The organism is Streptomyces hypolithicus (assembly GCF_052934925.1).
The window spans coordinates 158,514-183,464 of record NZ_CM128811.1; the positions used below are offsets into that span (position 1 = coordinate 158,514).

The window sequence follows — 24,951 nt, forward strand, 5'->3', positions numbered from 1 at the left end:
ACGCTCCTTATGGGGCAAACAATGCCGGTCGCGGCACTAGGAGGGTCGCCTGGTGGAGGGTCGCCGGGCCGGCGCCTCACCCGCCCGGCGCAGCGGGAGCGGCGGCACGGCGAGCCCTGCGGCGTGGCCCCTTGGGCGGGGCCGTCAGCGCTGCCGGGGGCCGCCAAGGACGGTGTACGGGCCGCTCCGGACGATCTCCGCGCCCCGTTCGTGATCCCGCGCGGTCGAGAACCCACAGGTAAAATAGTCATCGGTCGGCGGCCGTCGGCGCACCGGAGTATCCCGCCTCCGTCGGGGCACTCTTGTGCGAGTCGGGATCACTGGCTTAGGTGGTGTGTGATGCCCGTCCCGTTCCCGGGGCGGGCTCCGACACGACGGACTGTCCGGGCCGAGCCCGGACGTCCCGGCGAGGAGGAGGAGACCATGCCCACCGGCGACTTTCCGGCAGAAGGCCCACCGGTCACCGAGGCCGGCGCGGAGGACCTGCTGCGCGGCATATGTTTCAAGACGGGCCCGCCGCGCACCGTAGGTGTCGAACTCGAATGGTTCGTCCACGAACTGCACCTGCCCGAACTGCCCGTCGAGCCCGCACGCCTCGACGCGGCCATCACCGCCCTGCGGGCGCTTCCCCTGCACTCGCCGCTCACCGTCGAGCCGGGCGGCCAGCTCGAACTCAGCTCCCTGCCTGCCTCGTCCCTGACGGAGTGCGTCGACTCCGTCTCCGCGGACCTGGACGCCGTACGCGCCCTTCTGCGCACCCGCGACCTCGGCCTCACCGGTATCGGCACCGATCCGTGGCACCCCCCGAAACGCCATCTTCACGAGCCTCGTTACGACGCGATGGAGGCGTACCTCGACCGGGCCGGTCCGGCGGGGCGGGCCATGATGTGCTCGTCGGCCTCCGTCCAGGTCTGCCTGGACGCGGGTCATGAGGAGCCCGGCCCGCTCGGTTACGGGCGGCGCTGGCTGCTCGCCCACCTGCTCGGCGCCGTGCTGTCGGCGGCGTTCGCCAACTCCCCCTTCCACCACGGGCGTCGTACCGGCTGGCGGTCCACCCGCCAGGCCCTGTGGACGGAGATCGAGCAGGGTCGTTCAGCGGCGCCGCCGCTGCACGCCGAGCCGCGGGGCGCCTGGACCGAGCGCGCGCTGGACGCCCCGGTGATGTGCGTCAGGAGTGACGACGGCGGGGCGTGGGACGTGCCGCTGGGCCTCTCCTTCCGCGACTGGATCCGGTCGGGGAAGCCCAGGCCGCCGACCCGCGGTGACCTCGACTACCACATGACCACCCTCTTTCCGCCGGTCAGGCCGCGCGGCCACCTCGAACTGCGCATGATCGACGCGCAGCCGGGCGACGACGGCTGGATCGTTCCGCTCGCGGTGACCACAGCCCTCTTCGACGATCCGCAAGCGGCGGAGGTGGCGTACCGGACCGTCAAGCCCCTGGCCGAGACAGCAGGCCGCGGGGCCGCTCCCCGCAACCCCCTGTGGACCAACGCGGCGCGGTACGGGCTGGCCGACGCCGAACTGCGGGCCGCCGCCGTGGTCTGCTTCGACGCGGCGCTCGACGCGCTGCCGCGGCTCGGCGCGTCCACCGCGGTGCAGTGCGCCGTCGCCGCGTTCACGGAGCGGTACGTCGTGCACGGGCGATGTCCCGCCGACGATCTGCTCGACCCCGCTCACGGGAAGGACATCCGGACATGACCGACCCCGCCGCTACCACGGAGCCGGCCGGCCGCACCGACCGCACCGACCCGGAGTCGCTGCGCGCCCTCGCCGTCGACGCGCTGCTGCGGGCCCGTGACCGTACAGCCGCACTCACCGACTGCGTGGACGACGGTGAACTGACCGCGCAGCACTCCCCGTTGATGTCGCCGCTGGTCTGGGACCTCGCGCACATCGGCAACCAGGAGGAGCTGTGGCTGCTGCGAACGGTCGCGGGGCGCGACGCCATGCGCCCCGAGATCGACTCGGTTTACGACGCCTTCGAGCATCCCCGCTCCGAACGCCCCACGCTCCCGCTGCTCGCCCCCGCCGAGGCCCGGGTCTACGCCTCCGATGTACGGGGCCGGGCCCTGGACGTACTGGAGCGCTCGCCGCTGCGCGGCACCCCGCTGCTGGACGCGGCGTTCGCCTTCGGGATGGTCGCCCAGCACGAGCAGCAGCACGACGAGACCATGCTGATCACCCACCAGCTGCGCAAGGGCGCCGCAGCCCTCACCGCTCCCCCGCCGCCACGGCCCACGGAAGCGGCGACGACGGCCCGGCCGCACGAAGTTCTGGTTCCCGGCGGTCCGTTCACGATGGGCACGTCCACCGAACCGTGGGCACTCGACAACGAGCGCCCGGCGCACCAGCGCATCGTCCCCGCGTTCCACATCGACACGACGCCGGTGAGCAATGGGGCGTATCAGAGCTTCATGGCGGACGGCGGTTACACCGACGAGCGCTGGTGGTCGGACGAGGGGTGGGCCCAGATACGCAAGCACGACCTGTCCGCCCCGCTGTTCTGGCGCCGCGAGGGCGGACAGTGGCTGCGCCGCCACTTCGGCCTCGTGGAACCCGTGCCCGAGGATGAGCCGGTCCTGCATGTGAGCTGGTACGAGGCCGACGCGTACGCACGGTGGGCGGGGCGGCGGCTGCCCTCGGAGGTCGAGTGGGAGAAGGCAGCCCGGCACGACCCGGTGTCGGGGCGCTCGCAGCGCTACCCATGGGGGGACGCCGACCCCACCCCCGAGCGGGCCAACCTCGGCCAGCGCCACCTGCGCCCGGCGCCGGTCGGGGCGTACGCAGCGGGGGAATCGCCGCTCGGGGTGCGGCAGCTGATCGGTGACGTGTGGGAGTGGACGTCCAGCGACTTCCTGCCCTACCCCGGATTCGCCCCCTTCCCGTACCGCGAGTACTCCGAGGTGTTCTTCGGCTCCGCGCACAAGGTGCTGCGCGGGGGTTCGTTCGCCGTCGACGCGGTGGCGTGCCGGGGCACCTTCCGCAACTGGGACCTGCCGGTACGCCGTCAGATATTCGCCGGATTCCGCACGGCGCGGGACGCGGGTGAAAGCTGATGTGCCGTCATATCGCCTATCTCGGACCCGAAGTGGCTTTCGGAGAGCTGCTGGTGAAGCCGGTCCACGGGCTGTACCGGCAAGCGTGGGAGCCACGCCGCCAGCGGTACGGGACCGTCAACGCGGACGGTTTCGGCGTCGGCTGGTACGCCGACGGTGACCCGGCGCCGGCCCGCTACCGGCGCACCGGTCCCATGTGGGCCGACGCGTCCTTCGCCGACCTGGCCCGGGTCGTACGGTCCGGGGCGGTGCTCGCGGCGGTGCGCGACGCCACCGAGGCGAGCGCCGACGGGGAGGCCGCGGCGGCGCCGTACGCCTCTGGGCGCTGGCTGTTCAGCCACAATGGCGCGCTGAAGGGCTGGCCCGGTTGCGCGGCGCCACTCGCCGCCGCGCTGCCCGCCAAGGAACTGCTGACGCTGGAGGCGCGCTGCGACTCCGCGCTGGTCTGGGCGCTCGTCCTGCACCGGCTGCGGGACGGCGACGAGCCGGGGCAGGCCCTGGCCGACACCGTCGCCGAGCTGGCCGAGGCGGCCCCCGGCTCTCGACTCAACCTGCTGCTGACCGACGGCGAGACCATAGCCGCGACGGCCTGGGGCGACACGCTCTGGTATCTGGCGGAGCCCGGCCGCCGCACGGTCGTCGCGTCGGAGCCGTACGACGACGATCCGCACTGGCGCGAGGTCCCCGACCACACCCTGCTCGCGGCCACCCGCACCGATGTCCTGCTGACCCCGCTCAAGGAGCCCACAGCGTGAGCCCGTTCCTGCTGACCCGCACCCTGCCCGAGGACGCGACGGACGCCGACCTGCGCGCCGACGTGCTGCACGGGCTGACCCGTTCGCCCAAGGTGCTGCCGCCGAAGTGGTTCTACGACGCGCGTGGCAGCGAGCTGTTCGAGGAGATCACCCGGCTGCCCGAGTACTACCCGACGCGGGCGGAGCGGGACATCCTGATCGCCCGCGCCCCCGAGATCGCGGCGACCACGCAGGCGCGCACGCTGGTGGAGCTCGGTTCGGGGTCCTCGGAGAAGACCCGGCACCTGCTGGACGCGCTCCAGGCGCTGGGTTCGCTGCACAGTTACGTACCGGTGGATGTGAGCGAGAGCGCGCTGACCTCGGCGGCGGAGGCGATCCTGCGTGAGCGACCAGCCCTGAACGTACACGCGCTGATCGCCGACTTCACCCGCGGTCTCGCCCTGCCCGGCACGCCGGGGCCGCGGCTGGTGGCGTTCCTCGGCGGCACGATCGGCAATCTGCTGCCGGACGAGCGGGCGGGCTTCCTGGCGTCCGTACGCTCGCTGCTGGCCCCCGGTGACGCGCTGCTGATGGGCACGGACCTGGTGAAGGACGAGAAGACCCTGGTCGCGGCGTACGACGACAAGCAGGGGGTCACCGCCGCGTTCAACAAGAACGTCTTGTCCGTGATCGACCGCGCCCTGGGCGCGGACTTCGCCCTCGACGACTTCGACCATGTCGCGGTGTGGGACAGCGAGCACGAGTGGATCGAGATGCGACTGCGGGCGCGTGCGGCGCTCACCGTGAAGATCCAGGAGCTGGACATCGCGGTGCCGTTCGAGCAGGGCGAGGAGATCCGCACGGAGGTCTCGGCGAAGTTCCGGCGGGAGGGTGTACGGACGGAACTGGATTCGGCGGGGCTGGAGTTGCGGGAGTGGTGGACGGACGCGGACGAGCGGTTCGCACTGTCGCTGGCGGTGGCCGTGTAGGCGGGCGGGGGCCTCGCCCGACGCGGCACAGCACCACGCGAGGGGCGTTGCCCCTGCTCGGGACGCGCGAGCAGGGGGCGACGCCGAACCCCCTTCAGCGGGCGGCCAGGGCCTCGGACATCGCGTCCGACGCGGTCTTCGCCGCCTCAACCGGGTCGCTGCCCGTCAGCACCGCGGTCATGTACGGCTTGATCGGATTGTCCGTCTCGACACCCGCCCACAGCGCCTCCCCCGGCGGCGTACGCCCCTGCGCCGCGCCCCGGGCCATCGCTGCCGTACTTTCCTGGCCGTCGACGACGTGCGCGAGGGTGGTCTTGTTGGGTACGTAGCTCATCGTCCGCGCCAGCTCCGTCTGCCACTTCTCGCCGGCCAGCGCCTCGACGACCTCGGTCGCGGCGTCCTGCGCGTCGGACTTCTCGGGGACGATCAGGTCGGAGCCGCCCGCGAGGACAGCGCCCGGTCGCTTCGCGCTCACGCCCGGCAGCGGGAAGAAGCCGAGTTTGCCCACGAGCTGAGGATTCTTCTCTTCGATGATCTTCGCGGCGCCGGGCGTGGAGACGATCTGGGCGACACGGCCCCCGGCGAACACCTCCGCCTGGGGCGGCGTCGCCTCGTCCGCGTCCTTGGGGCCCCTGCCCAGGGCCTGAAGCCTCTTGTAGAAGTCCATGCCCCTGAGGGCGGCCGGGGTGTGCAGCGCCCCCGCCCAGGTCCCTTTGGTCTCCACGGCCAGTTCGCCGCCCTCGTCCCAGACGAATCCGACCAGGGTGTACCAGTCCTGTCCGGCCAGGTAGATGCCCTGCGTGTCACTGGAGTTGAGCCTGGCGGTGTCGCGCAGCCACTCGGCGCGGGTGGCGGCCGGCTCCTTGATGCCGGCCTTCTTGTAGAGGTCCTTGTTGTAGATGACGACACGATTGGCCGCGTACCAGGGAATGCCGTACTGCCGGCCGTTGATGCTGCCCGGCTCGGCGAGCCCCGGCAGCCAGTCCTCGGCGCCGAGATCGCGCATCGATTCGAGGGTGAGGTCGCGCAGGCCGCGGGTCTCGGCGTACTGGGCGACTTGCGTGTTGCCGACTTCGATCACGTCGGGGTTGCCCTCGCCGCTGCCGAGGGCGGCGGTGACCTTCTCGCCGATCCCGCTCCACTCCTGGATCCGGATGTCGAGCCGGATGGAGGTGTGCTCCCGCTCGAACTCCTCGGTGAATCGTTGGAGGAAGGCGCTTGAGGCACTGTCCTTCATCAGCCAGACAGTGACCGTACGGCGCTCCTCTCCGCCGCTCGGCAGATAGCCGCAGGCGGTGACGGCCGCGGCCGTGACAAAAGCAGTGGTGGCGTGGAGGACGCGCGTCTTGATGAAGGTCACGACGGTTGAAATTGGCATGGACCAATGAGGGGGTCAAGGGGTTCGACATCATGTGTTCTTCACGTTCTTCACCGAAACGTCGCCCGTCCTCCGTCACCCGTTCTCCGTCTCGCGCACCGCCGCAGCCTGGGGCACCGTGGTAGGAGCACATCCAGCGCCGCAGGGGGAGAGCCGCATGTCTGACCACACGTACCGGGTCACCGAAATCGTCGGCACCTCACAAGAGGGCCTCGACCAGGCCATCCGCAACGGGATCGAGCGCGCTTCGCAGACCCTGCGCGAACTCGACTGGTTCGAGATGACGGAGGTGCGCGGCCACATCGTCGACGGCCAGGTCAAGCACTACCAGGTGGGCCTGAAGGTCGGCTTCCGCCTTGAGGACAGCGCCTGAGCCGTCGCCGTCGTACCGCTGCGGGATTCCGGGGGGGGGGGGAATCCTGACGCCCCGGTCGCGTTGCAGTGGGTGTGAGCTCAGCCATCGCACAGACCCGGTTCTCCGTACTCGACCGTTCCCGCGTCCGCCAGGGGTACGACGCCCCCGCCGCCCTGCGGGACACCCTGGACCTGGCCCGGCGCATCGAGGCCCTGGGGTACCACCGCTTCTGGGTGTCGGAGCATCACAGCGTGCCCGGGGTCGCCGGTTCCGCGCCCACCGTGCTCGCGGCCGCGGTGGCCGCGGCGACCTCCACGATCCGGGTCGGCACGGGCGGTGTGATGCTGCCGAATCATCAGCCGCTGGTCGTGGCCGAGCAGTTCGGCGTACTGGAGTCGCTCTTCCCGGGCCGCATCGACATGGGCCTGGGCCGGTCGGTCGGTTTCACCGACGGGATACGCAGGGCGCTCGGCCGGGACAAGAAGGACGCCGGGGACTTCGCGGAGCGGCTCGGTGAGCTGCTGGGGTACTTCACCGGCGACCAGAGCGCCCACCCGCAGGTGCACGCCCACCCCGCCGAGGGCCTGCGCGTCCCCGCGTTCGTGCTGGCCACCGGAGCCGGGGCGCAGCTCGCGGCGCGGGCGGGGCTGCCGCTGGTGATCGCGGCGGCGCGCGGGGAGGACGACATGCTGCGGGCGGTCGACGGCTACCGGGAGGCGTTCCGGCCCTCGGCCCACGCTGAACACCCGTACGTCGTACTCTCGGGCACGGTCGCCGTGGCGGAGTCCCGGCGGGGCCACCGGCCGACGTAGCACGGACGGCGGGCGGTCGTACGGCGCGCACTACCTGACCCGGGAGCTGCCCTCCCCGTAGGTGCGTCAACGGCCCCGGGCGCGGCTGCTATGGCGCAGGCCGATCAGCTCGGCCATCTTTGGGGAGATCAACAGCCGGACATGACATGCCCACACCTACCGCGTGGATCAGCGGCGCGGTGCCTTACGAGTGGCGCGCAGCCACTCCTTGTTCATCGCCGCGATCGACGGCAGCGGGATGCCCTTCGGACAGGCGGTAGCGCATTCTCCGGTCAGGGTGCAGCCACCGAAGCCCTCTTCGTCCATGGCCGAGACCATGTCGAGGACGCGGGTCTCGCGCTCGGGAGCGCCCTGCGGCAGCACGTTGAGATGGTTGATCTTCGCCGAGGTGAAGAGCATCGCGGAGCCGTTCGGGCAGGCCGCGACGCACGCGCCGCAGCCGATGCACTCGGCGTGCTCGAAGGCGAAGTCTGCGTCGGCCTTGGGGACGGGCGTGGCGTGGGCCTCGGGGGCGGCTCCGGTCGGGACGCTGATGTAGCCGCCCGCGCCGATGATCCGGTCGAACGACGACCGGTCGACCACCAGGTCCTTGACCACCGGGAAGGCCCCGGCCCGCCACGGTTCGACGTCGACCGTGTCGCCGTCCGCGAAGTGCCGCATGTGCAGCTGGCAGGTGGTGGTGCGTTCGGGGCCGTGCGCGTCGCCGTTGATGACGACGCCGCAGGCGCCGCAGATGCCCTCGCGGCAGTCGTGGTCGAACGCGACCGGATCGTCGCCGCGCAGGATCAGCTCCTCGTTGAGGGTGTCGAGCATCTCCAGGAACGACATGTCCTCGGAGATGCCGTCGATGTCGTAGGTGACCATCTCGCCGGGGGCGTCGGCATTGCGCTGACGCCAGACGCGCAGGGTGAGCCTCATGCGTAACTCCGCTGGGTGGGGTGGACGTAGGCGAAAGCGAGGGCTTCCTTGTGCAGTACGGGGGCGACGCCCGTACCGCCGAATTCCCAGGCGGCGGCGTACGAGAACTCGTCGTCCTTGCGTGCCGCCTCGCCGCCCTCGGTCTGGCTCTCCTCGCGGAAGTGGCCGCCGCAGGATTCGGTGCGGTGCAGGGCGTCGAGGCACAGCAGCTCCGCCAGCTCCAGGTAGTCAACGACCCGGTTGGCCTTCTCCAGCGACTGGTTGAGCTCCTCCCCCGTGCCCGGCACCTTGATCCGGCGCCAGAACTCCTCCCGGATCTGCGGGATGCGGCCGAGCGCCTCGCGCAGGCCCCTTTCGCTGCGGGCCATCCCGCAGTGCTCCCAAAGGAGTTCGCCGATCTCCTTGTGGAAGGAGTCGGGGGTGCGGTCGCCGTCGACGGCGAGCAGCCGCTCCAGGCGGTCGTTGGTCTCCGAGACCGCCCTGACCGCCTCGGGGTGGGTCGCGTCGAGGTCGTCGTGGTGGGGGTTTCGGGCCAGGTAGTCGTTGATGGTGGACGGCAGCACGAAGTAGCCGTCGGCGAGGCCCTGCATGAGCGCCGAGGCGCCGAGCCGGTTCGCGCCGTGGTCGGAGAAGTTGGCCTCGCCGATCGCGAAGAGGCCGGGAACGGTGGTCTGCAGGTCGTAGTCGACCCAGAGCCCGCCCATCGTGTAGTGGATCGCCGGGTAGATGCGCATCGGCACCTGGTACGGGTCCTCGGCGGTGATCCGCTCGTACATCTCGAAGAGGTTGCCGTACTTCTCCTCGACCGCCTTGCGTCCCAGCCGGCCGATCGCGTCGGCGAAGTCCAGGTAGACGCCCTGCCCGCCGGGACCGACCCCGCGGCCTTCGTCGCAGACGTTCTTGGCGGCGCGCGAGGCGATGTCGCGCGGGACGAGGTTGCCGAAGGAGGGGTAGGTCCGCTCCAGGTAGTAGTCGCGCTCGTCCTCGGGGATCGCGGCCGGCGGCCGGTTGTCGCCCGGCGCCCTGGGGACCCAGATGCGGCCGTCGTTGCGTAGCGATTCGCTCATCAGCGTCAGCTTGGACTGGTGGTCGCCGGAGCGCGGGATGCACGTGGGGTGGATCTGGGTGAAGCACGGGTTGGCGAAGTAGGCACCGCGCCGGTGCGCCCGCCAGATCGCCGTGGCGTTGGAGTTCTTCGCGTTGGTGGAGAGGTGGAAGACGTTGCCGTAGCCGCCGCTGGCGAGTACGACGGCGTCCGCGAAGTACGTGTCGACGCGGCCCGTGATCAGGTCGCGGGCGACGATGCCGCGCGCCCGCCCGTCGACCACGATCAGGTCGAGCATCTCGGTGCGCGCGTGCATCTCGACCTTCTGGGCCGCGATCTGGCGCGACAGCGCCTGGTAGGCGCCGAGCAGCAACTGCTGGCCGGTCTGGCCGCGGGCGTAGAAGGTGCGGGAGACCTGTACGCCGCCGAACGAGCGGGTGTCGAGCAGGCCGCCGTACTCGCGGGCGAAGGGCACACCCTGCGCGACGCACTGGTCGATGATCTCGACGGAGATCTGGGCGAGCCGGTGGACGTTGGACTCGCGGGCGCGGAAGTCGCCGCCCTTGACCGTGTCGTAGAAGAGGCGGTGTACGGAATCACCGTCGTTGCGGTAGTTCTTCGCCGCGTTGATGCCGCCCTGCGCGGCGATCGAGTGGGCCCGGCGCGGCGAGTCCTGGTAGCAGAACTGCAGGACGCGGTAGCCCTGTTCGGCGAGCGTGGCACCGGCCGCGCCGCCCGCCAGACCGGTGCCGACGACTATGACGGTGTACCCCCGGCGGTTGGCCGGGTTCACCAGTTTCGCCTCGAAGCGGCGGGTGTTCCAGCGCTCGGCGACCGGCCCTGCCGGAGCCTTGGTGTCGACGACCGGCTCGCCGGTCTCGTACGCGGTGTAGTCGCTCATGTCAGTTCACCACTCCAGTCATGACGGCCACGGGTACGGAGACGAATCCGACGGTCAATGCGAGCGCGAGGCCGTTGGCCGTCGCCTTGAGCATCCGGTCGCGCCGTGCGTTGCCGACGCCCAGCGTCTGTGCGGCGCTCCAGAAGCCGTGCCGGATGTGCAGGCCGACGGCGAGCATCGCCACCAGGTAGATGACGTTGCCGTACCAGGTGGAGAAGGTCGCGACGACGTTCTCGTACGGCCGCCCCTGCTGGGCGTTCTCGTTCACGGTGAGCGTCGTCAGGTCCAGCAGGTGCCAGACGATGAACAGGGCGAGGATGATCCCGCCCCACCGCATCGTGCGGGTCGCGTAGCTCGCCCGGCGCCGCTTGTGCACGTACTTCGCCGGTCGCGCCGCGATGTCGCGCCGGCTCAGCTGGTACGCCGCGACGCCGTGCCCCACCACCGCGGCGAGCAGCGCCACGCGCACCACCCACAGCGCCCACTCGTGGTGCAGGAGCGGGGCGCCCATGGTGCGCAGCCAGTGCGCGTAGCCGTTGAAGTCCTCCGGGCCGAAGAAGATCTTGAGGTTTCCGGCCATGTGCGCGACCAGGTACATCAGCATGATCAGGCCGCTGCCGGCCATCACCGTCTTCTTGCCGACGGTCGACCGCCAGAACGCGCGCAGGAGGGACGGTCGTCGGTCCGTCCGGGTAGCCAGTGCCATGACACGACGCTAGAGCCGAAGGGCCCCAGAGGTCCAAGACATGGTCCGGCTCATCTCCATAGGCTGGGCCTATCGTGCCTTATGGTGGGTGCCATGCAGTTCCAGCAGCTTCTCTACTTCGTGACCGTGGCCGAGACCCTGCACTTCACCCACGCTGCCGAGCGGGTGCACGTCTCGCAGCCGTCGCTCTCCCAGCAGATCCGGGCGCTGGAGAAGGAGTTGGGGGCCGGTCTCTTCACCCGCGCCCGGGGCAACATCGCCCTGACCGACGCGGGCGAGGCGCTGCTGCCGCTGGCCCGCCGGATCCTGGCCGACGCCGACACGGCGCGCCACGAGGTCCAGGAGCTGGCCCAGCTGCGGCGCGGCCGGGTGCGGCTGGGCGCGACGCCGAGTCTGTGCACCGGGCTGCTGCCCGACGTCCTGCGCACCTTCCACGAACTGCATCCGGGCATCCAGCTGCTGATCGAGGAGGGCGGTTCGCACGATCTCGTACGGGAACTGGCGCGCGGCGCACTCGACCTGGCCCTGGTCGTGCTGCCCCTGCCGACCCCCTCCCCGGCGCTGACCACGGTCGAGCTGCTGCACGAGGACCTGGTCGTGGTCTCGGCACCGTCGGGCCCCCGCCCGGGGCGCGGCAGGCCGGTGCGCGTCGCGGACCTGGAGGGCGAGCCGATGGTGATGTTCCGGCACGGCTACGACCTGCGGGAACTGACCGTCGCCGCGTGCCGGGCCGAGGGCTTCGAGCCGTCCTTCACCGTGGAGGGCGGCGAGATGGACGCCGTGCTCGGCTTCGTCCGAGCCGGCCTCGGGCTCGCGGTCGTACCGCGCATGGTGGCCGCGTGGGCGGGCCGCGACCTGCGGGTCACACCCCTGGCACGGCCCGGCCTCAGCCGTACGATCGCGCTCGCGCACCGCAGCGACGTGGCTCCGCCACGTGCGGCCCGCGAGCTGCAGAACGTACTCCTCGCCTCCGGTGTCGTCACCGCTCAGAGGGATCAGACGGCGTCGGCCAGCAGCAGCGAGTGAATGCGGTCGGGCGCCCCCGGCCTGGCGTAGTACCAGCCCTGCGCGGTGTCGCAGCCCAGTTCGCGCAGCTGCGCGGCCTGGACGCCCGTCTCCACGCCCTCCACCGTTACCGCCAGTTCCAGGCTGTGTGCGAGCGAGACGATGCCCTCGACGATCTTCAGGTCGACGGCGTCGGCCGGGTGCTGTTGCATGGACTGCGTGAAGGAACGGTCCAGTTTCAGCACGCTCACCGGCAGCCTGCGCAGATTGGCGAGGTTGGAGTAGCCGGTACCGAAGTCGTCGAGCGCGATGTCCACGCCCATCTCGGCGAGCTGACGCAGCGGTTTGAGCAGACCGTCGTCGGCGCCGATGAGCGCCGACTCGGTGAGCTCCAGGCACAGGGCGGCCGGTTCGAGGCCCGCCCGTTCCAGCACGCCCACCGTGTCGGCGACCAGGCCGGGGTGGTGGAGCTGCATGGGCGAGAGGTTGACGTTGATGCGCAGCGGCCCGCCGTCGCTGTGCCGCTCCTGCCAGAATCTGGCCTGCCGTACGGACTCTTCGAGCACCCAGCGGCCGAGCGGCACGATCAGCCCGGTGTGCTCGGCGAGCGGAATGAACCGGTCGGGGCCCAGCACGCCGTGCTGCGGATGGCACCAGCGCACCAGGGCCTCAGCGCCGTGCACACTGCCGTCGCCCAGATGCACCAGCGGCTGGTACTCGATGAAGAACTCGCCCCGCTCCAGCGCGGCGGGCAGTGCGTTGGTGAGCCCGTGGCGGGTGATGGCGCGGGCGTCGGCCTCCTCGTCGGCGATCTCGAAACGGTTCCCGCCGGCCGACTTGGCGCGGTACATCGTGATGTCGGCGCTGCGCAGCACCTCGGCGGGGCCGCGCTCACCGGCCGGGCCTTCGACGATGCCGATGCTGCCGCGCACGGTCAGCTCCCGGCCGTCGAGGCTGATCGGGGAGGACAGGGCGTTCAGGATGCGGGCGGCGAGGTCGTCCACCTCCCGCTGGGTGTCGGGGCCGGTCGTCAGCGCCACGAATTCGTCGCCGCCGAGCCTGGCCACCATCTCGCCGGGCGCCGTCGCACAGCTCTGCAGCCGGTCGGCGACCTCGACCAGCAGCCGGTCGCCCGCCGAGTGGCCGAGGCTGTCGTTGACCGCCTTGAAGCCGTCGAGGTCGAGGTAGCACAGTCCGAAGCGCATGCCGTCGCCCGCCGACAGCGCCTTCTCCAGGCGCTCGAAGAACAGGGTGCGGTTGGGCAGGCCGGTCAGCGCGTCGTGCGTGGCCTCGTAGCGGAGCCGCAGATTGAGCAGCCGCCGCTCGGTGGTGTCCTCCATCAGCGCCAGCTGGTACTGCGGCAGCCCGTCGGGGTCACGCAGCAGCGACACCGTCAGATTGGTCCACAGGACCGTGCCGTCGGTGCGGTAGTACGGCTTCTCGACGCGGTAGTGCTCGCGCTCGCCCCGCACCAGCTCCCCGTACAGCCGCCACACGTGGGGGGTGTCCTCGGGGTGCACCCACTCGCTGACCTTCTTGCGGCGCAGGTACTGGTCGAGTCCGCCGAACATCCGCATGAGCGCGTCGTTGACCTCCAGGATGTTGCCGTCGAGGTCCGCGATGCCGATTCCGATGGCCGCGCCCTCGAAGACCGCGCGGAAGCGGGTCTCGGTGGCGTGCAGCGCCTTCTGGGCGGCGGTACTGGCCGCGAGCGACGACCGGGCGACCGCCTCCTGCTCGGTGAGGGTGCGTTCGCGCAGCGCCTGGGCGAAGCCGGCCGCGATGGCGTGCTGGAGCCGGGCGCAGCGGGCCCGGTGTTCCTCGGTGCCGGCGGGCGTGTCGTCGCTCCCCGCGCAGTACAGCACCAGATACGACTCGACGACGCCGAGCGTACGGACGAGCGCTTCCGGATCGGTGCAGTGCGCGGCGACCAGGGCGGCCCCCACCGCGCGCGCGGGCGCGGTGTCGAATGGCCGCCGGTGCAGGGCGTCGCGCAACTGCCCTGCGAGCGGCAGCAGATGCTCCTCGACTTCGGGGCGGGTCATGGAGGTGGCCGTCACGGGGAAGACGGCCCGGCTCCAGATCGTCGCGAACCGGCCGAGTCTGTCGTCGAGGCCGGGGTCCGGTGCCTGCGATGGCACGCTCACTGCTTGCGTCCCACTCCTGCATAGCCGGAGAAGGCGTACGGATCCTCCTGCGCGGCCGGGATCTCGGGGCGCCAGTCCGGCATGGAGACGAGCCCCGGCTCGACCAGCTCGTATCCCTCGAAGAACCGGGCGATCTCGTCGTGCGAGCGCATGACGAGCGGGTTCTTGATGTTCTTGTACACGCCGACCGTGCCGCCCGCCTGCTCCTCGGACAGCGGAATGCCGTCGAAGGAGGCGTGCGTGAGGATCACGATGCTGCCGGGCGCCATGGCGTCCCGCAGCGTGGCCACCGCGCTCTGCGCGTCGTCGGCGTCCTCGATGAAGTGGAGTACGGCGACGAGCATCAGCGCCACCGGCTTGTTCAGGTCGATGAGTGCGCCGACCACCGGGCTGTCCAGGATCTCCTGCGGCTTGCGCAGGTCGGCCGCGGCTATGCCGGCCCGCTCGTTGCCCTCGAGCACGGCCTGGCTGTGCGCGACCGCCACCGCGTCGTGGTCGACGTACGCCACCCGGGCCTCGGGGTCAGCGGCCTGGGCGACCTCGTGCACGTTCCCGAAGGTCGGGATGCCGGAGCCGATGTCGAGGAACTGCGTGATGCCTTCGTCGACCGCGAAGCGCACCGCCCGGCGCATGAACGCCCGGTTCGCCTGCATGATCTTCGGGAGTCCCGGCATGTATTCCATGGCCTTGCGGGCTGCTTGCCGGTCGACCTCGAAGTTGTGCGAACCGCCCAGGTAGAAGTCGTAGATCCGGGACACACTCGGCACCGAGAGGTCAATGCCCTGCGGTGCCCAGGCGGGTCGCTCCATCAATGTCTCCAACTCATCGCCACGGGGACAACCGGTCAACAGCAAGACCGGTGTTCGAGCCGAGGCTACTGATCGGCAGGCATCAGAGCGAGCAAAAGCGGAAATTGACGGTCCGTTCTCCGTCACACACCAAAGGCACATGCGACACGAACGAACGACCGGCCCGCCCTGCCGCGCGTGGCGGAGGACGGGCCGGCCCGGTCGGGCGCCGCAGCGTTGGGGGCGCTGCCGGCAGCGGATGCTGCCGCGGTGGTGCTACTCGGTCGCGCCGACCAGCTTGCCCTCGGGCGAGACCGCGTACCAGGTGCCGCCGACACCCTGGCCGTTGGTGTCACCCGGCTTCGCGTCACCCGAGAAGGTGTAGACGGGCCAGCAGTCGATCGTCTGCTGCTTGACTCCGTCGGGGCGGTCGAAGACGACGAACCCCTTCTTGAGGATGCCTTCGGTGTCGTTCTTCTCGACCGGCGGCACCACCGGCCACTTGTCGAGGCAGGCCCCGGTGCAGGCGGTCTTCATGGGCCAGGCGGAGTCCTTCTTGAAGCGGTAGACGGTCATGCCGTTGGAGTCCACCACGACGTCCCCGAGCTTGGCGTCCTTGCGTACGGACATGCCCGCGAGGTCCGCCGGGTCCTTGGCGTCGCCGCCGGCCGGGGCGGGCGCGGCCTTCTTGCCGTCGGGGGCGGAGGCGAACCAGGTGCCGCCGACGCCCTGGCCCTTGGCGTCACCTGGTTTGGTGTCCTTGGCGAAGCGGTACATGGGCCAGCCGCCGAGGGTGAGCTGCCTACTGCCGTCGGCCCGGGTCACCTCTCCCATCATCGACGCGTCGGCGCCCGCCGGGGCCTTGGCGTCGCCCGCGAGCACGGCCGGCCATGCCTTCGCACAGTCGCCGTCGCAATTCGACTTCGGCGGACTGGCGGTGTCCTTGTCGAAACGGTAGAGCGTGAAGCCGCTGCTGTCGGTGACAACCTTGCCGAGCTTCTTGCTGTCCCAGACGGCGAGTTGACCTGCCGCCCTGGGCGCCACGTCGGCCGCGTCGGCCGCGCCGGTGTCGCCGTAGCCGCCCTTGTCCGAGCCGTAGCCGCTGTCGGCGGGCTGCTGTGCGGGGTTGGCGTTGCCCACGGCCTGGCCGTTGGGGGACTCGGTGGCCTGATCCTGACCGCACGCCGTCGTCAGCGCCATCACAGCCGCCGCCGTCACCGCGAGCGAGACGTTCCGCCAGGTCTTCATGTCGACTCCTGTGCACCGAGGGTGGGTTGCGACGCCGTGGTGCGTCGCTCATGGCCCTAGGTACGGGCGCGGGGTGCCCGCGTGTTCAACGCGTTCGCAGAAACTTTCCCGAAGCCGGCCGGGGCGGCGCGATCTCAGAGTGCGGTTCGCACTGTAATGCCGGGTTTGGTGTCGCTCGATGGGGTGGCGTTGGGGCATCTCTGCCGGTCAGGCGTTCGAGGTTCGCTTGGGTGGCGGGATGAGTGGTCGCAATCCGTACCCGAGTGATCTCACCGACGAGCAGTGGAAGTTGATCGAGCCCGTGATCAGCGCCTGGAAGGCCGAGCACCCCTCGGCCACCGGCCATCAGGGCAAATACGCGATGCGGGAGATCGTCAACACGATCCTCTACCAGAACCGCACCGGCTGTCAGTGGGAGTACCTGCCGCACGATCTGCCGCCGAAGAGTGCGACGTACTACTACTTCGCCGCCTGGCGTGACGACGGCACCGACCAGAGCGTTCACGACCTCCTGCGCTGGCAGCTGCGCGAGAGCCGGAAGCGATTAGCCGACCCGAGTCTGGTGGTCCTGGACACCCAGAGCATCCACGCGGCCGTCGGCGTCCCGGCCGACACGACGGGCAAGGACGCTTCGAAAAAGGTGCCGGGCAGGAAGAGATGCCTGGCCGTGGACGTGTTGGGCCTCGTCGTCGAGGCCGCCGCCCTGCCGGCGTCCGCGCACGACAACGCTGCCGGCATCGCCCTGCTGAACGGTGTGGCCGCGCAGACCGACACGGTGCGCAAGGCCCTGGTCGACCAGGGCTTCAAGAAGAGCGTCGTCGACCACGGCAAGACTCTCGGCATCGATGTCGAGATCGTCGAGCGCAACCCGGCCGAGAAGGGCTTCGTCCCGCAGGCCAAGCGGTGGATCGTGGAACAGACGAACGGGATCTTGATGTTCTACCGCCGTCTCGTGCGTGACTACGAACACCGGCTCGCCTCCTCCCGCTCGCGGGTGTTCTGGGCGATGACGTCGGTCATGGCCCGCCGCCTCACCGGCATCACCCTCCCCTCCTGGAGGGGCGCGTGAGTGAGATCCTCCAGGTCGAGGCCGTACTGGCCTACGTCGAGGTCCGGATGAGCGAAGTCTCCGAGCAGGCCGGACGGCTCCGGGACCAGATCGCCGAACTCACCGCCCGCCTCTGCGAGTTCGACACCGAGAGCGAGAATCTGCAGATCACCCGCAAGACCCTCCTCAGCCTCCCCGCACCGGCACCGGCACCGGCACCGGCACCGGCACCGGTCGACGATCCACCCCGCGCCGAGGTGCCGGAACACCCCGCCTACCAGCAGATCCTCACGGTCCTCGCCGACACCGGCCATCCGATGCGGGCCCGCGACATCTGCGAGGCCCTCGACCTTCCGATCCTGCCGAAGAACACCGAGGGCATCCGCTCCAAGCTGAAACGCCTGGTAACCCGCGGTATCCTCACCGAGCCCGAGCCCGGCTTGTTCACCCAGCCCCGCCCCTGAGCACCAGCCCACCCCACCGAGCAGGGCACCTCACCCAGACCTCATCGCGAATCGGGCATCACGGCGCGAACCGCACTCTCAAACGCAAAGCCGCCCAAGTCCCACCCATCGGGGGAATTGGGCCGAACGGCGGCGTGGCAGGGGCCCGCCCGGACGATGCTCCCCGACGTGCACCCACCGACCCTCGGCCGCCTGCTGGCCGCCGCCTCACTGACCTGGCTGCTGATGAGCCCCGTACCGGTCGCGGCGGACGACTGTGCGTACGCCTCGATTTCGCAGAGCGGTGAGCTGTCGGTGGGCTCGGCGGTCTCCGTGGGGGGCAGTGCGATCTGTACGGCGGGCCCGAAGCCGAAGCCTCCACCACCGCCTCCACCGCCACCACCACCGGCGCCGCCACCACCGCCACCGCCACCTCCGCCTCCGCCTCCGCTCCCGGAGCCCATCGCCCCCGCACCGCCGCCTCCGCTACCCCTCCCCTCCCCCACACCCGAACCCAGGCCCGCCCCCCTTCCGCCCCCGCCCCCGACACACGCCCCCACTCCGACCCCGGCCGCCCGGCCGAAGCCGGCCGCCACCACCCCGGTCGCGATCCCCGTGTACCGGAAGGCCGCCCGCAAGGAGCCCCGCAGCGGCCCGTCCCTGGTCTCCCTCACCCTGCTCGTCACCGCGCCGGCCGTCTTCGCCGCCGCCGTACTGCGCCCCCGGTCCCGCTGACCGACGGAGAACCCATGTCGCAATGGCTCGTACTGTCCCTCGCGATGGCCGCCGCCTGCGCGGTCGTCCTCACCATCACCGTCATCAACCACCGCCGTATCGGCGAGGACGACGACCCGTCCGAGACTCCGGATGTCATCGAGTACATGACGATGATGATCGGCGTGGTCTACGCGATCGTGCTCGGCCTCGCCATCGCCGGCGTCTGGGAGGGCCGCAGCTCCGCCCAGGAGTCGGTGCGCCAGGAGGCCCAGGCGCTGCACGAGGTCAGCGCCCGCGCCGAGGTCTACCCCGCCGAGGTCCGCACCCGTATCCGGGACGACGTCGACGCGTACGTCGCCTACGTCGTCATCGACGAATGGCGCTACATGTCCGACCACGAAACCCTCAGCGAACGCGGCACCGCGCTCCTGGACCAGGTGCGCCGCGACGTCACCGACTACGTGCCGAGGAACGACCACGAGGGCCAGGCCTACCAGCCCCTGGTGGACCAGGTGGCCGCCGCCGACGACGCCCGGGGCGCACGCGGCCAGAACGCCGGGGCCACCATGCCCGGCGTCGTGTGGTTCGGTCTGATCACCGGCGCGCTCGTCGCGGTCGGCCTGATCTTCACTCTCCAGATCCGCCGCACCGCGCGCGAGCTGCTGCTGGCTGGGCTCTACAGCGCCCTCATCGCGTTCCTGCTCTTCCTCATCTGGGACTTCGACGCTCCCTTCGGCCGCGGCATTTCGGCCACCGCCTCGCCCTTCCTCGACCTCTTCCCGGACGCCGCCCGATGAGAGACCGGTGGGCGGCGCGGTGTCGTCACGGCCGGGCCGCCCGGCCGCCGGTCGCCCGCCAGGTCGCTTCGGCCGACGCCAGGAAGGCCGCGTACGACGTCGCCCGGGCAAGGGTGAACATGATGGCGTGCGGGTTTCCGGCGATCTGTTTCGCCGGCCGGTCCGCCCAGCTCCGCAGCTGGTCCGGGTCGGCTTCCATGGCGAGGAAGACCCAGCCGTTGACCAGGAGCGAGGGCGGTTTGCCGACGATCCGCGACACATCCGAGAACGCCACCGTGGCGTCGGTGTTCCCGCCGAGCTTCGCGAGGCGGCTGCGCCGGAACTCCACGCGGTCGTGGTGGAGCACCGCGGTGGCCGTCCAGCCCTTGAACGTCAGGGGCTGCCACGGCGGCGGCCGCAGGGCCGGATCCTTCGCGAAAGCGGTCATGGCCCCAGTGTGACGGGCCGCGCACTGAGCCGACCGGGTTACCGCAATGACCCATTCGCGCGACTGTGATCGCGCGTCGCGTGCCGCGCTCCTAGCGTTCGGTGTATCGAGGTGCATTTCCTGCCATGTGCGGATAAAGATTCCGCCGCTGCGCCTCGGGACCCGGAGGATTGACCATGCGCGCGATACGTCTCGCCCCGGCCGCCGCGCTCGGCCTCGCCGCACTCTCACTCAGCGCCCCGACCGCCCTTGCCGCCCAGAGCGCCGACGGGAAGGCGCCAGGACCCGTCGTCGGCACCGCCACGCCGTCCACCGTCAGCCCCGGCGGCCAGGTCACCCTGTCCGTCACCGGCTGCGACGGCCCGGCGCGGGCGATGTCCGGAGTGTTCGACACCGCCACGATCGCGGACGGAGGATCGGCCTACGCGCGCGTCGATTTCGACGCCAAACCCGGCGCCGTCTACACGGTGACGTACACCTGCGACGACGACGGGCGGACGGCCACGGCCGACCTCACCATCGCCGGTGGCACCACACCCGCCCCCACCAGGACGCCCACCGCCACCGCCACCCGCACCGTCAGCTCCACCACCGCCCCGACCCGGCCCGCCCGGGGCGGCGTCGGCGGCAGCGTCGACGGGATGAACGCGGGCGAGATCGCGGCCGGAGCGGCGCTGGTGGTCGCGGCCATCGGCGGCACGGTCTACGTCGTACGCCGTCGGTCCGGCAACCGCCAGCACTGACCGCCCGGCCACCCGCAGTCCCGACGCCATCCCCGCCACCCCGTCCCTCGCGAAGACCACCCACGCCAGACGTCCGTCGCCCCGCGTCCTGAGCAGGACGCGGGGCGACGGACGTCTGGCGTGGGCGAGGGAACGGAAGCCCGGAAGGAGGTCAGGGGTCAGGCCCTGGTGTTGCTCAGGCGGCGACGGCGGGCGACGAACACGCTGCCACCGATGGCCGCCGCGGCGACGAGGCCGGCGCCGACCGCCATCTCGGTGTCGGACGGGGCGAGCGAGCCACCGATACCGCCCGACGTGCCGCGGCCAGAGAGGACGGTGAACTGGTGGGTCACCACCATGGGGTTGTCGTTGCACTTGACGGCCAGGTTGTAGTGACCGGGCGTCGCGTTGTTCTTGATCCTGGCGGTGGCGTACCCGGTGGCGCCCGCCGACAGATGGGCCGGCCTCGTGAAGGCGTTGGACGTCACCGTGCCGCCGTGGCCGCACCCGTTGGCGCTGACCGTCAGGACGGCGCCCTGGTGGACCGAGTACGGATTGACGCTGACATTGCTCGGGCCGTTGTTGGCGGCGGCCGTCGGGGCGGCGAGGGTGACCGCGGCGCAGGCCGCCGCGGTCACCAGGCAGGCGCGTGAAGCACGCATCGTGGAACCTCCATGGGACGGCGCCCCGGAACGGTGCTCCGGGCAGATCGACGAGAACGCCTCCCACGAGGAACACTCACCGGACCTCGCAATCCGCGCATTTCGGGACTGGTCCACCCCGGTGAGGCGACACGCCGGTGAAATGTACCTATATCTGACGGAGCCGCAGGTCACACACCGTCAGTTATCTTGTACGACGAGTTACCCGGATGGGGTACCGGGGCCCGCGGCGCCACCCGTTCGCCCCGCACACCTCGCGACTCTCACACCGCGCGATTAGCGTCCGTACAGACGCGTCGAAGGGAGCACCATGGGCCAGCAGTACTACGGCTCGGAGCCGAGGAAACGCTCGCCTTGGGGGGTCCTGGCCCTCGTCATGCTCTCCGGCATCGCGATGATGCGAAACGGCGTCGACGTGTCGCTCGGCCCGCCGCAGCCCGCGTCTGCCGCCGCCCTGAACATCCGCCCCGACGGCGTCGCCGCGTCGACCCCCAGCTCCGCGGTCCGCCCCCTGCGGTACGCCCCCGCCTCCCGCATCCGCCTGCCCGACATCCGCGTCGACGCGCCGATCGTGGACGTGGGACTCGACGCCGACGGCTGGATCGACGCCCCGCCGGCCCAGGACCCCAATCTCACGGGCTGGTACCAGAACGGCATCTCGCCCGGGCAGCGCGGCACGGCCGTCGTCACCGGCCACGTCGACAACGATTCGGGCCCGGCGGTCTTCTTCGGCCTCGGCTCGCTCAAGAAGGGCCACCGCGTCGAGGTGGTCAGGTACGACAACAAGGTCGCCGTCTTCGAGGTCTACGGCGTCGAGGTCTTCTCGAAGGAGGACTTCCCCGGCCCCCGCGTGTACGGAGACACCGGCCACCCGGAACTGCGGGTGCTGACCTGCGGCGGCGGCTACTCGAAGGCCGGCGGGTACGACGGCAACGTCGTCGTGTTCGCCCGGATGGTCGCCACCCGCTGACGGGCGGCGACCAGACGCTCCGGGGGCCGGCAGGCACCCCCGGGCCCGACCGGGGCGGCAGGCGCACCCCCCGCCTCGGAGTCCGGGTCAGGCCCGGGGGGCCATGCTCGGCACCGTGAGCCGGTAGCCCGCGTCGAGGAGCCTCGGCAGATACGTGCGCAGCGCCGCCACGCTCTGCGCCCGGTAGCCGCCCGCGTCGTGCGAGAGGACCACGACTCCGGGGCCGGCGCCGTCCAGTACCCGGCTGACGATGGCGGAGGTGCCCGGCTCGCGCCAGTCCAGGGTGTCGACGGTCCAGCCGAGCGGCTCCATCCCGAGGTCGGCGCCGATCTCGAACGAGCACCGGTTCCACGCCCCGTACGGCGCCCGGTACCAGTGCGGGGCGTCCCCGACGGTCTGCTCGACCACCTCGCTGGTACGTCCCAGCTCGGCCCGGATTCCCTGTGGTGACAGCCGCGGGATCAGCGGATGGGACCAGGAGTGGTTGCCCACCACGTGCCCGTCGTCGGCCATCTCGCGCAGCAGGTCCCGGTTCTCGTCCGCCATTTCGCCGCAGACGAAGAACATCGCGCGCACGTCGTAACGCCGCAGCGTGCGCAGGATGTCCGGGGTCCAGCGCGGGTCGGGGCCGTCGTCGAAGGTCAGCACCATGGTGCGGCCGAGACCGGCCATCCGCAGAAACGGCTGGCGACGCACCGGCGGCCTGGCCGGTCTGAACCGGGGCGGCGCGTACGCCGTCATGGGCCTCAGCCGGTACGCCGACCCCTTGGGCGGCGTACCGGCGGGCGGCCCGGCCGCCAGGGGCGGCCCCGAGGCGTAGCGTCCCGGCGTCTGCGCCTCGTCGGGAGTCAGGGCCCGCAGGAGGGTGGCCGCTCCCAGGCAGGCCGCGACGCGGAGCACCGTCCGGCGCCCCGGCAACATCTGATCCGTTTTCATGACTAATAGCTCGCACGGGTGCAGACGCCCGGCGCCGATCCACACCGGCGGCGGGGTACGAAGCACCCGATGGGACGAGCCGGGCGCCGCTCGGTGGCGGCGGCCGGCGCTCGTGGACCGGCAGCGGCTTTTGCGGGGTTACTTGCCCATGACGAGCCCGTCCTGTTCCGCCCCGCGGCTGAGGACCACGTCACGGATGCGGTCGCGGACGGCTGCGTGGTCGGCGGCGTCGCCACCCTCGGCGGCGCCCAGGTTCACGGCCCGGCCGGCCGCAGGATCGAACCACTGGGGAACGAACTCGGCCTTCGCCACCTCCCAGCGCCCGCCCGCCTTCTCGGGCGGAACGAAGGTGAAGCGGCCGATGGTGCCCTCGTTGCCGCGCGGGTCGCCCTCCCCCGCGTGGTTGACCATCGCCCCGGCGATCTGGTCGCCCATGCCGTAGATGATCCAGGTGCCGTTCACCTTCTCGTACGCCTGCGGTACGTGCGCGTGCGTGCCCAGGATCAGGTCAATGTCGGGACGTGCCCCCGTCTTGGACGCGGTCAGCGCCCTGCCGAGGCTCAGTTGCTGCTTGTCGGGGGCGTCCTGCCACTCGCTGCCCCAGTGCAGCGATACGACGACGACGTCGGCGCCGGCCTTCCTGGCGGCCCGCGCGTCGGCGACGATCTTGTCCTGGTCGATCAGGTTCACCGCCCACGGCTGCCCGTCGGGCAGCGGGTAACCGTTCGTCCCGTAGGTGTAGGCGAGCTGGGCGACCTTGGCGCTGCCCCCCTTGAGCCAGGCCGGGCTCTTCGCCTCGACCGCGGTGCGGGCCGAGCCGGCGTGTCCGACGCCGGCCTTGTCGAGCGCCCCGAGGGTGCGCTGGATGCCGTCGGCGCCCGCGTCCAGGGTGTGGTTGGAGGCGGTGGAACAGGAGTCGTACCCGGTGGCGCTCAGGCCGTCGGCGACCTCGGGCGGTGACTTGAAGGAGGGGTAGCCGGTGAACGGGCCGCCTTCGGGGCCGTACGCCGTCTCCATGTGGCAGATCGCCAGGTCGGCCTGGGAGACGACCGGTTTCACCCCGGCGAACATGGGCCGGAAGTCGTACCCGCTGCCGCCCGCGTCGGCGGCCGCCTGCCGGATGATCGAGGCGTGCGGGAGTACGTCGCCGGACGCGACCAGTGTGAATCCGCGCTGCCCCGGCGCCGCGGCGCCCGCGGCCGGCTTCCCGGTGCCGGTGGACGCGGCCGGTGCGGGGGGCGCCGGCGGCGGTCCCGTGCACGCGGCGGCGCCTCCGACGAGCAGGGCGGTCGCGGCCGCCGCCCCTTGGAGTTTTCGCTGTCGCTTCATCATCGAACCGACTTCCGTTTGTAGGAATATCAGACGATATGAATCCATAGGGGGGTTGTCGGTAAGTCAAGGGACCAGGCCGCTGCGGTCACCGCAACGGGCGCGCGGATACGACCGTTCGTCGTGCCACTCGTCGCGCCGTTCGACCGCTCACCGCACGGCTGCTGCCGCCCGTTCGGCCGCCGCCCCCCGCCCCGCCGCGCTTTTGGCGAACGCCCGATATCTTCGCCGCCGTCCGGCCAGGGCCACGTGGTCTTCACGAAGGAGCGTCAGCGGTGACTTCCTCCCTCAAGCAGCACACCGACGAACGAGCCATCGCCGACCTCCAGCGTGAGCACGGCAAGGCGCTGTTCAGCTTTCTCCTGGGCCTCACCTACGGGGACAGGCAGCGCGCCGAAGACCTCCTCCAGGAGACCCTGGTCCGGGCCTGGCAGCACCCCGAGGCGCTCACCAGCGACCACGACTCGATGCGCCCCTGGCTCTTCACGGTGGGCCGCAGGCTGGCCATCGACGCCACGCGCGCCCGCCGGGCACGGCCCCGCGAGGTCGGCGCCGACGTACTGGAACAGTCCCCGCTGCCCGGCGACGACGTGGAGCGCTCCGTGACGGCGCTCGATGTGCGCAAGGCGGTCAGGGCGCTGCGCGGGGAGCACCGCGAGGTCCTGACGCAGGTGTACTTCCGCGGCCGGTCGGTGGCGGAGGCGTCGGTGGCGCTCGGCATTCCGGCGGGGACGGTCAAGTCCCGCACTCACTACGCGCTGCGCGCCCTGCGGGACGTACTTCCGGGGTACGGCGTGGACGCCGCCTGAAGGCTC

General features: G+C 71.1%; 24 protein-coding genes and 1 pseudogene. 14 read left to right on the forward strand and 11 right to left on the reverse strand.

The genetic code is table 11. The features are described 5' to 3' along the window. The first annotated feature begins 423 nt into the window (after window positions 1–423). The 4 genes from egtA to egtD are packed head-to-tail and all read left to right on the forward strand — an operon-like array spanning window position 424 to window position 4,782. Window positions 424–1,701 (forward strand): ergothioneine biosynthesis glutamate--cysteine ligase EgtA, encoded by a 1,278-nt coding sequence (gene egtA, locus ACU6WZ_RS00845; RefSeq protein WP_447031173.1) that lies wholly within the window; start codon window positions 424–426, stop codon window positions 1,699–1,701. Continuing rightward, window positions 1,698–3,059 carry an ergothioneine biosynthesis protein EgtB gene (gene egtB, locus ACU6WZ_RS00850; protein WP_447031174.1) on the forward strand — a complete coding sequence of 454 codons (1,362 nt, stop codon included), beginning with the start codon at window positions 1,698–1,700 and terminating at the stop codon, window positions 3,057–3,059. The genes egtA and egtB overlap by 4 nt, the downstream gene beginning before the upstream one ends. Next, window positions 3,059–3,814, forward strand: a complete 756-nt coding sequence (gene egtC / locus ACU6WZ_RS00855) for an ergothioneine biosynthesis protein EgtC (RefSeq protein WP_447031175.1) — start codon at window positions 3,059–3,061, stop codon at window positions 3,812–3,814. Before egtB ends, egtC begins: the two co-directional genes overlap by 1 nt. Further along, window positions 3,811–4,782, forward strand: coding sequence for an L-histidine N(alpha)-methyltransferase (gene egtD / locus ACU6WZ_RS00860; protein ID WP_447031176.1), 972 nt, complete (start codon window positions 3,811–3,813; stop codon window positions 4,780–4,782). Before egtC ends, egtD begins: the two co-directional genes overlap by 4 nt. 94 nt (window positions 4,783–4,876) lie before the next feature. Here the strand turns inward: egtD and ACU6WZ_RS00865 are convergent, their stop codons facing one another. Beyond that, window positions 4,877–6,133: an extracellular solute-binding protein gene (locus ACU6WZ_RS00865; protein WP_447034317.1), complete on the reverse strand. Its 1,257-nt coding sequence runs from the start codon at window positions 6,131–6,133 to the stop codon at window positions 4,877–4,879. A gap of 184 nt (window positions 6,134–6,317) precedes the next feature. Between ACU6WZ_RS00865 and ACU6WZ_RS00870 the strand changes: the two genes are divergently transcribed. Next, entirely contained in the window at window positions 6,318–6,533 is a 216-nt protein-coding gene (locus ACU6WZ_RS00870) for a dodecin (protein WP_447031177.1), read from the forward strand. Between the two features lie 74 nt (window positions 6,534–6,607). Continuing rightward, window positions 6,608–7,318: pseudogene (locus ACU6WZ_RS00875) on the forward strand (MsnO8 family LLM class oxidoreductase); the annotation flags it as partial. Between the two features lie 177 nt (window positions 7,319–7,495). Here the strand turns inward: ACU6WZ_RS00875 and ACU6WZ_RS00880 are convergent. From ACU6WZ_RS00880 to ACU6WZ_RS00890, 3 genes are read right to left on the reverse strand one after another with little or no spacing between them, the layout of a single operon-like run. After that, window positions 7,496–8,245 carry a succinate dehydrogenase/fumarate reductase iron-sulfur subunit gene (locus tag ACU6WZ_RS00880; protein ID WP_447031178.1) on the reverse strand — a complete coding sequence of 250 codons (750 nt, stop codon included), beginning with the start codon at window positions 8,243–8,245 and terminating at the stop codon, window positions 7,496–7,498. Then, window positions 8,242–10,191: a fumarate reductase/succinate dehydrogenase flavoprotein subunit gene (locus ACU6WZ_RS00885; protein WP_447031179.1), complete on the reverse strand. Its 1,950-nt coding sequence runs from the start codon at window positions 10,189–10,191 to the stop codon at window positions 8,242–8,244. Before ACU6WZ_RS00885 ends, ACU6WZ_RS00880 begins: the two co-directional genes overlap by 4 nt. Before the next feature lies 1 nt (window position 10,192). After that, window positions 10,193–10,897 (reverse strand): succinate dehydrogenase cytochrome b subunit, encoded by a 705-nt coding sequence (locus tag ACU6WZ_RS00890; RefSeq protein ID WP_447031181.1) that lies wholly within the window; start codon window positions 10,895–10,897, stop codon window positions 10,193–10,195. Between the two features lie 93 nt (window positions 10,898–10,990). Between ACU6WZ_RS00890 and ACU6WZ_RS00895 the strand changes: the two genes are divergently transcribed. Continuing rightward, a complete protein-coding gene (locus tag ACU6WZ_RS00895) occupies window positions 10,991–11,923 on the forward strand; it encodes a LysR family transcriptional regulator (protein ID WP_447031182.1) in 933 nt (310 codons plus the stop codon). Here the strand turns inward: ACU6WZ_RS00895 and ACU6WZ_RS00900 are convergent. From ACU6WZ_RS00900 to ACU6WZ_RS00910, 3 genes are all read right to left on the reverse strand, one after another. Next, on the reverse strand, window positions 11,893–14,049 hold the full coding sequence (locus tag ACU6WZ_RS00900) for a putative bifunctional diguanylate cyclase/phosphodiesterase (RefSeq protein WP_447031183.1): 2,157 nt from the start codon (window positions 14,047–14,049) through the stop codon (window positions 11,893–11,895). The two genes, ACU6WZ_RS00895 and ACU6WZ_RS00900, sit on opposite strands and share 31 nt — an antisense overlap. Then, window positions 14,046–14,858: an SAM-dependent methyltransferase gene (locus ACU6WZ_RS00905; RefSeq protein ID WP_447031184.1), complete on the reverse strand. Its 813-nt coding sequence runs from the start codon at window positions 14,856–14,858 to the stop codon at window positions 14,046–14,048. Before ACU6WZ_RS00905 ends, ACU6WZ_RS00900 begins: the two co-directional genes overlap by 4 nt. 255 nt (window positions 14,859–15,113) lie before the next feature. Then, on the reverse strand, window positions 15,114–16,085 hold the full coding sequence (locus ACU6WZ_RS00910) for an SCO0930 family lipoprotein (RefSeq protein WP_447031186.1): 972 nt from the start codon (window positions 16,083–16,085) through the stop codon (window positions 15,114–15,116). A 238-nt stretch (window positions 16,086–16,323) separates the two neighbouring features. Between ACU6WZ_RS00910 and ACU6WZ_RS00915 the strand changes: the two genes are divergently transcribed. The 4 genes from ACU6WZ_RS00915 to ACU6WZ_RS00930 all read left to right on the forward strand — a co-directional run bounded on the left by ACU6WZ_RS00915 (window position 16,324) and on the right by ACU6WZ_RS00930 (window position 19,090). Next, window positions 16,324–17,154 (forward strand): IS5 family transposase, encoded by an 831-nt coding sequence (locus ACU6WZ_RS00915; RefSeq protein WP_447029762.1) that lies wholly within the window; start codon window positions 16,324–16,326, stop codon window positions 17,152–17,154. Continuing rightward, window positions 17,151–17,597: a hypothetical protein gene (locus ACU6WZ_RS00920; RefSeq protein ID WP_447029761.1), complete on the forward strand. Its 447-nt coding sequence runs from the start codon at window positions 17,151–17,153 to the stop codon at window positions 17,595–17,597. The genes ACU6WZ_RS00915 and ACU6WZ_RS00920 overlap by 4 nt, the downstream gene beginning before the upstream one ends. A 168-nt stretch (window positions 17,598–17,765) precedes the next feature. Next, window positions 17,766–18,311 (forward strand): hypothetical protein, encoded by a 546-nt coding sequence (locus ACU6WZ_RS00925; RefSeq protein ID WP_447034336.1) that lies wholly within the window; start codon window positions 17,766–17,768, stop codon window positions 18,309–18,311. Window positions 18,312–18,325: 14 nt separating this feature from the next. Beyond that, window positions 18,326–19,090, forward strand: a complete 765-nt coding sequence (locus ACU6WZ_RS00930) for a bestrophin-like domain (protein WP_447031187.1) — start codon at window positions 18,326–18,328, stop codon at window positions 19,088–19,090. Window positions 19,091–19,115: 25 nt separating this feature from the next. Here ACU6WZ_RS00930 and ACU6WZ_RS00935 read toward each other — a convergent pair whose 3' ends face one another. After that, window positions 19,116–19,517 carry a hypothetical protein gene (locus ACU6WZ_RS00935; RefSeq protein ID WP_447031188.1) on the reverse strand — a complete coding sequence of 134 codons (402 nt, stop codon included), beginning with the start codon at window positions 19,515–19,517 and terminating at the stop codon, window positions 19,116–19,118. 176 nt (window positions 19,518–19,693) lie between these two features. Between ACU6WZ_RS00935 and ACU6WZ_RS00940 the strand changes: the two genes are divergently transcribed. Next, the gene (locus ACU6WZ_RS00940) at window positions 19,694–20,260 is read left to right on the forward strand and encodes a hypothetical protein (RefSeq protein ID WP_447031190.1); all 567 of its coding nucleotides are present in this window, start codon (window positions 19,694–19,696) and stop codon (window positions 20,258–20,260) included. A gap of 158 nt (window positions 20,261–20,418) precedes the next feature. Here ACU6WZ_RS00940 and ACU6WZ_RS00945 read toward each other — a convergent pair whose 3' ends face one another. Beyond that, the gene (locus ACU6WZ_RS00945) at window positions 20,419–20,901 is read right to left on the reverse strand and encodes a hypothetical protein (RefSeq protein ID WP_447031191.1); all 483 of its coding nucleotides are present in this window, start codon (window positions 20,899–20,901) and stop codon (window positions 20,419–20,421) included. A gap of 310 nt (window positions 20,902–21,211) precedes the next feature. On the opposite strand from ACU6WZ_RS00945, the gene ACU6WZ_RS00950 reads away from it, so the two are divergent. Then, window positions 21,212–21,871, forward strand: coding sequence for a class F sortase (locus ACU6WZ_RS00950; RefSeq protein ID WP_447031192.1), 660 nt, complete (start codon window positions 21,212–21,214; stop codon window positions 21,869–21,871). A gap of 87 nt (window positions 21,872–21,958) precedes the next feature. Here the strand turns inward: ACU6WZ_RS00950 and ACU6WZ_RS00955 are convergent, their stop codons facing one another. Together ACU6WZ_RS00955 and ACU6WZ_RS00960 are read right to left on the reverse strand one after the other, a co-directional pair. Then, window positions 21,959–22,807: a polysaccharide deacetylase family protein gene (locus tag ACU6WZ_RS00955; RefSeq protein ID WP_447031193.1), complete on the reverse strand. Its 849-nt coding sequence runs from the start codon at window positions 22,805–22,807 to the stop codon at window positions 21,959–21,961. Between the two features lie 138 nt (window positions 22,808–22,945). Further along, window positions 22,946–24,139 (reverse strand): CapA family protein, encoded by a 1,194-nt coding sequence (locus ACU6WZ_RS00960; protein WP_447031194.1) that lies wholly within the window; start codon window positions 24,137–24,139, stop codon window positions 22,946–22,948. Between the two features lie 272 nt (window positions 24,140–24,411). On the opposite strand from ACU6WZ_RS00960, the gene ACU6WZ_RS00965 reads away from it, so the two are divergent. Further along, complete coding sequence (locus tag ACU6WZ_RS00965; protein ID WP_447031195.1) at window positions 24,412–24,945, forward strand: sigma-70 family RNA polymerase sigma factor; 534 nt, start codon at window positions 24,412–24,414, stop codon at window positions 24,943–24,945. Window positions 24,946–24,951 lie beyond the last annotated feature (6 nt).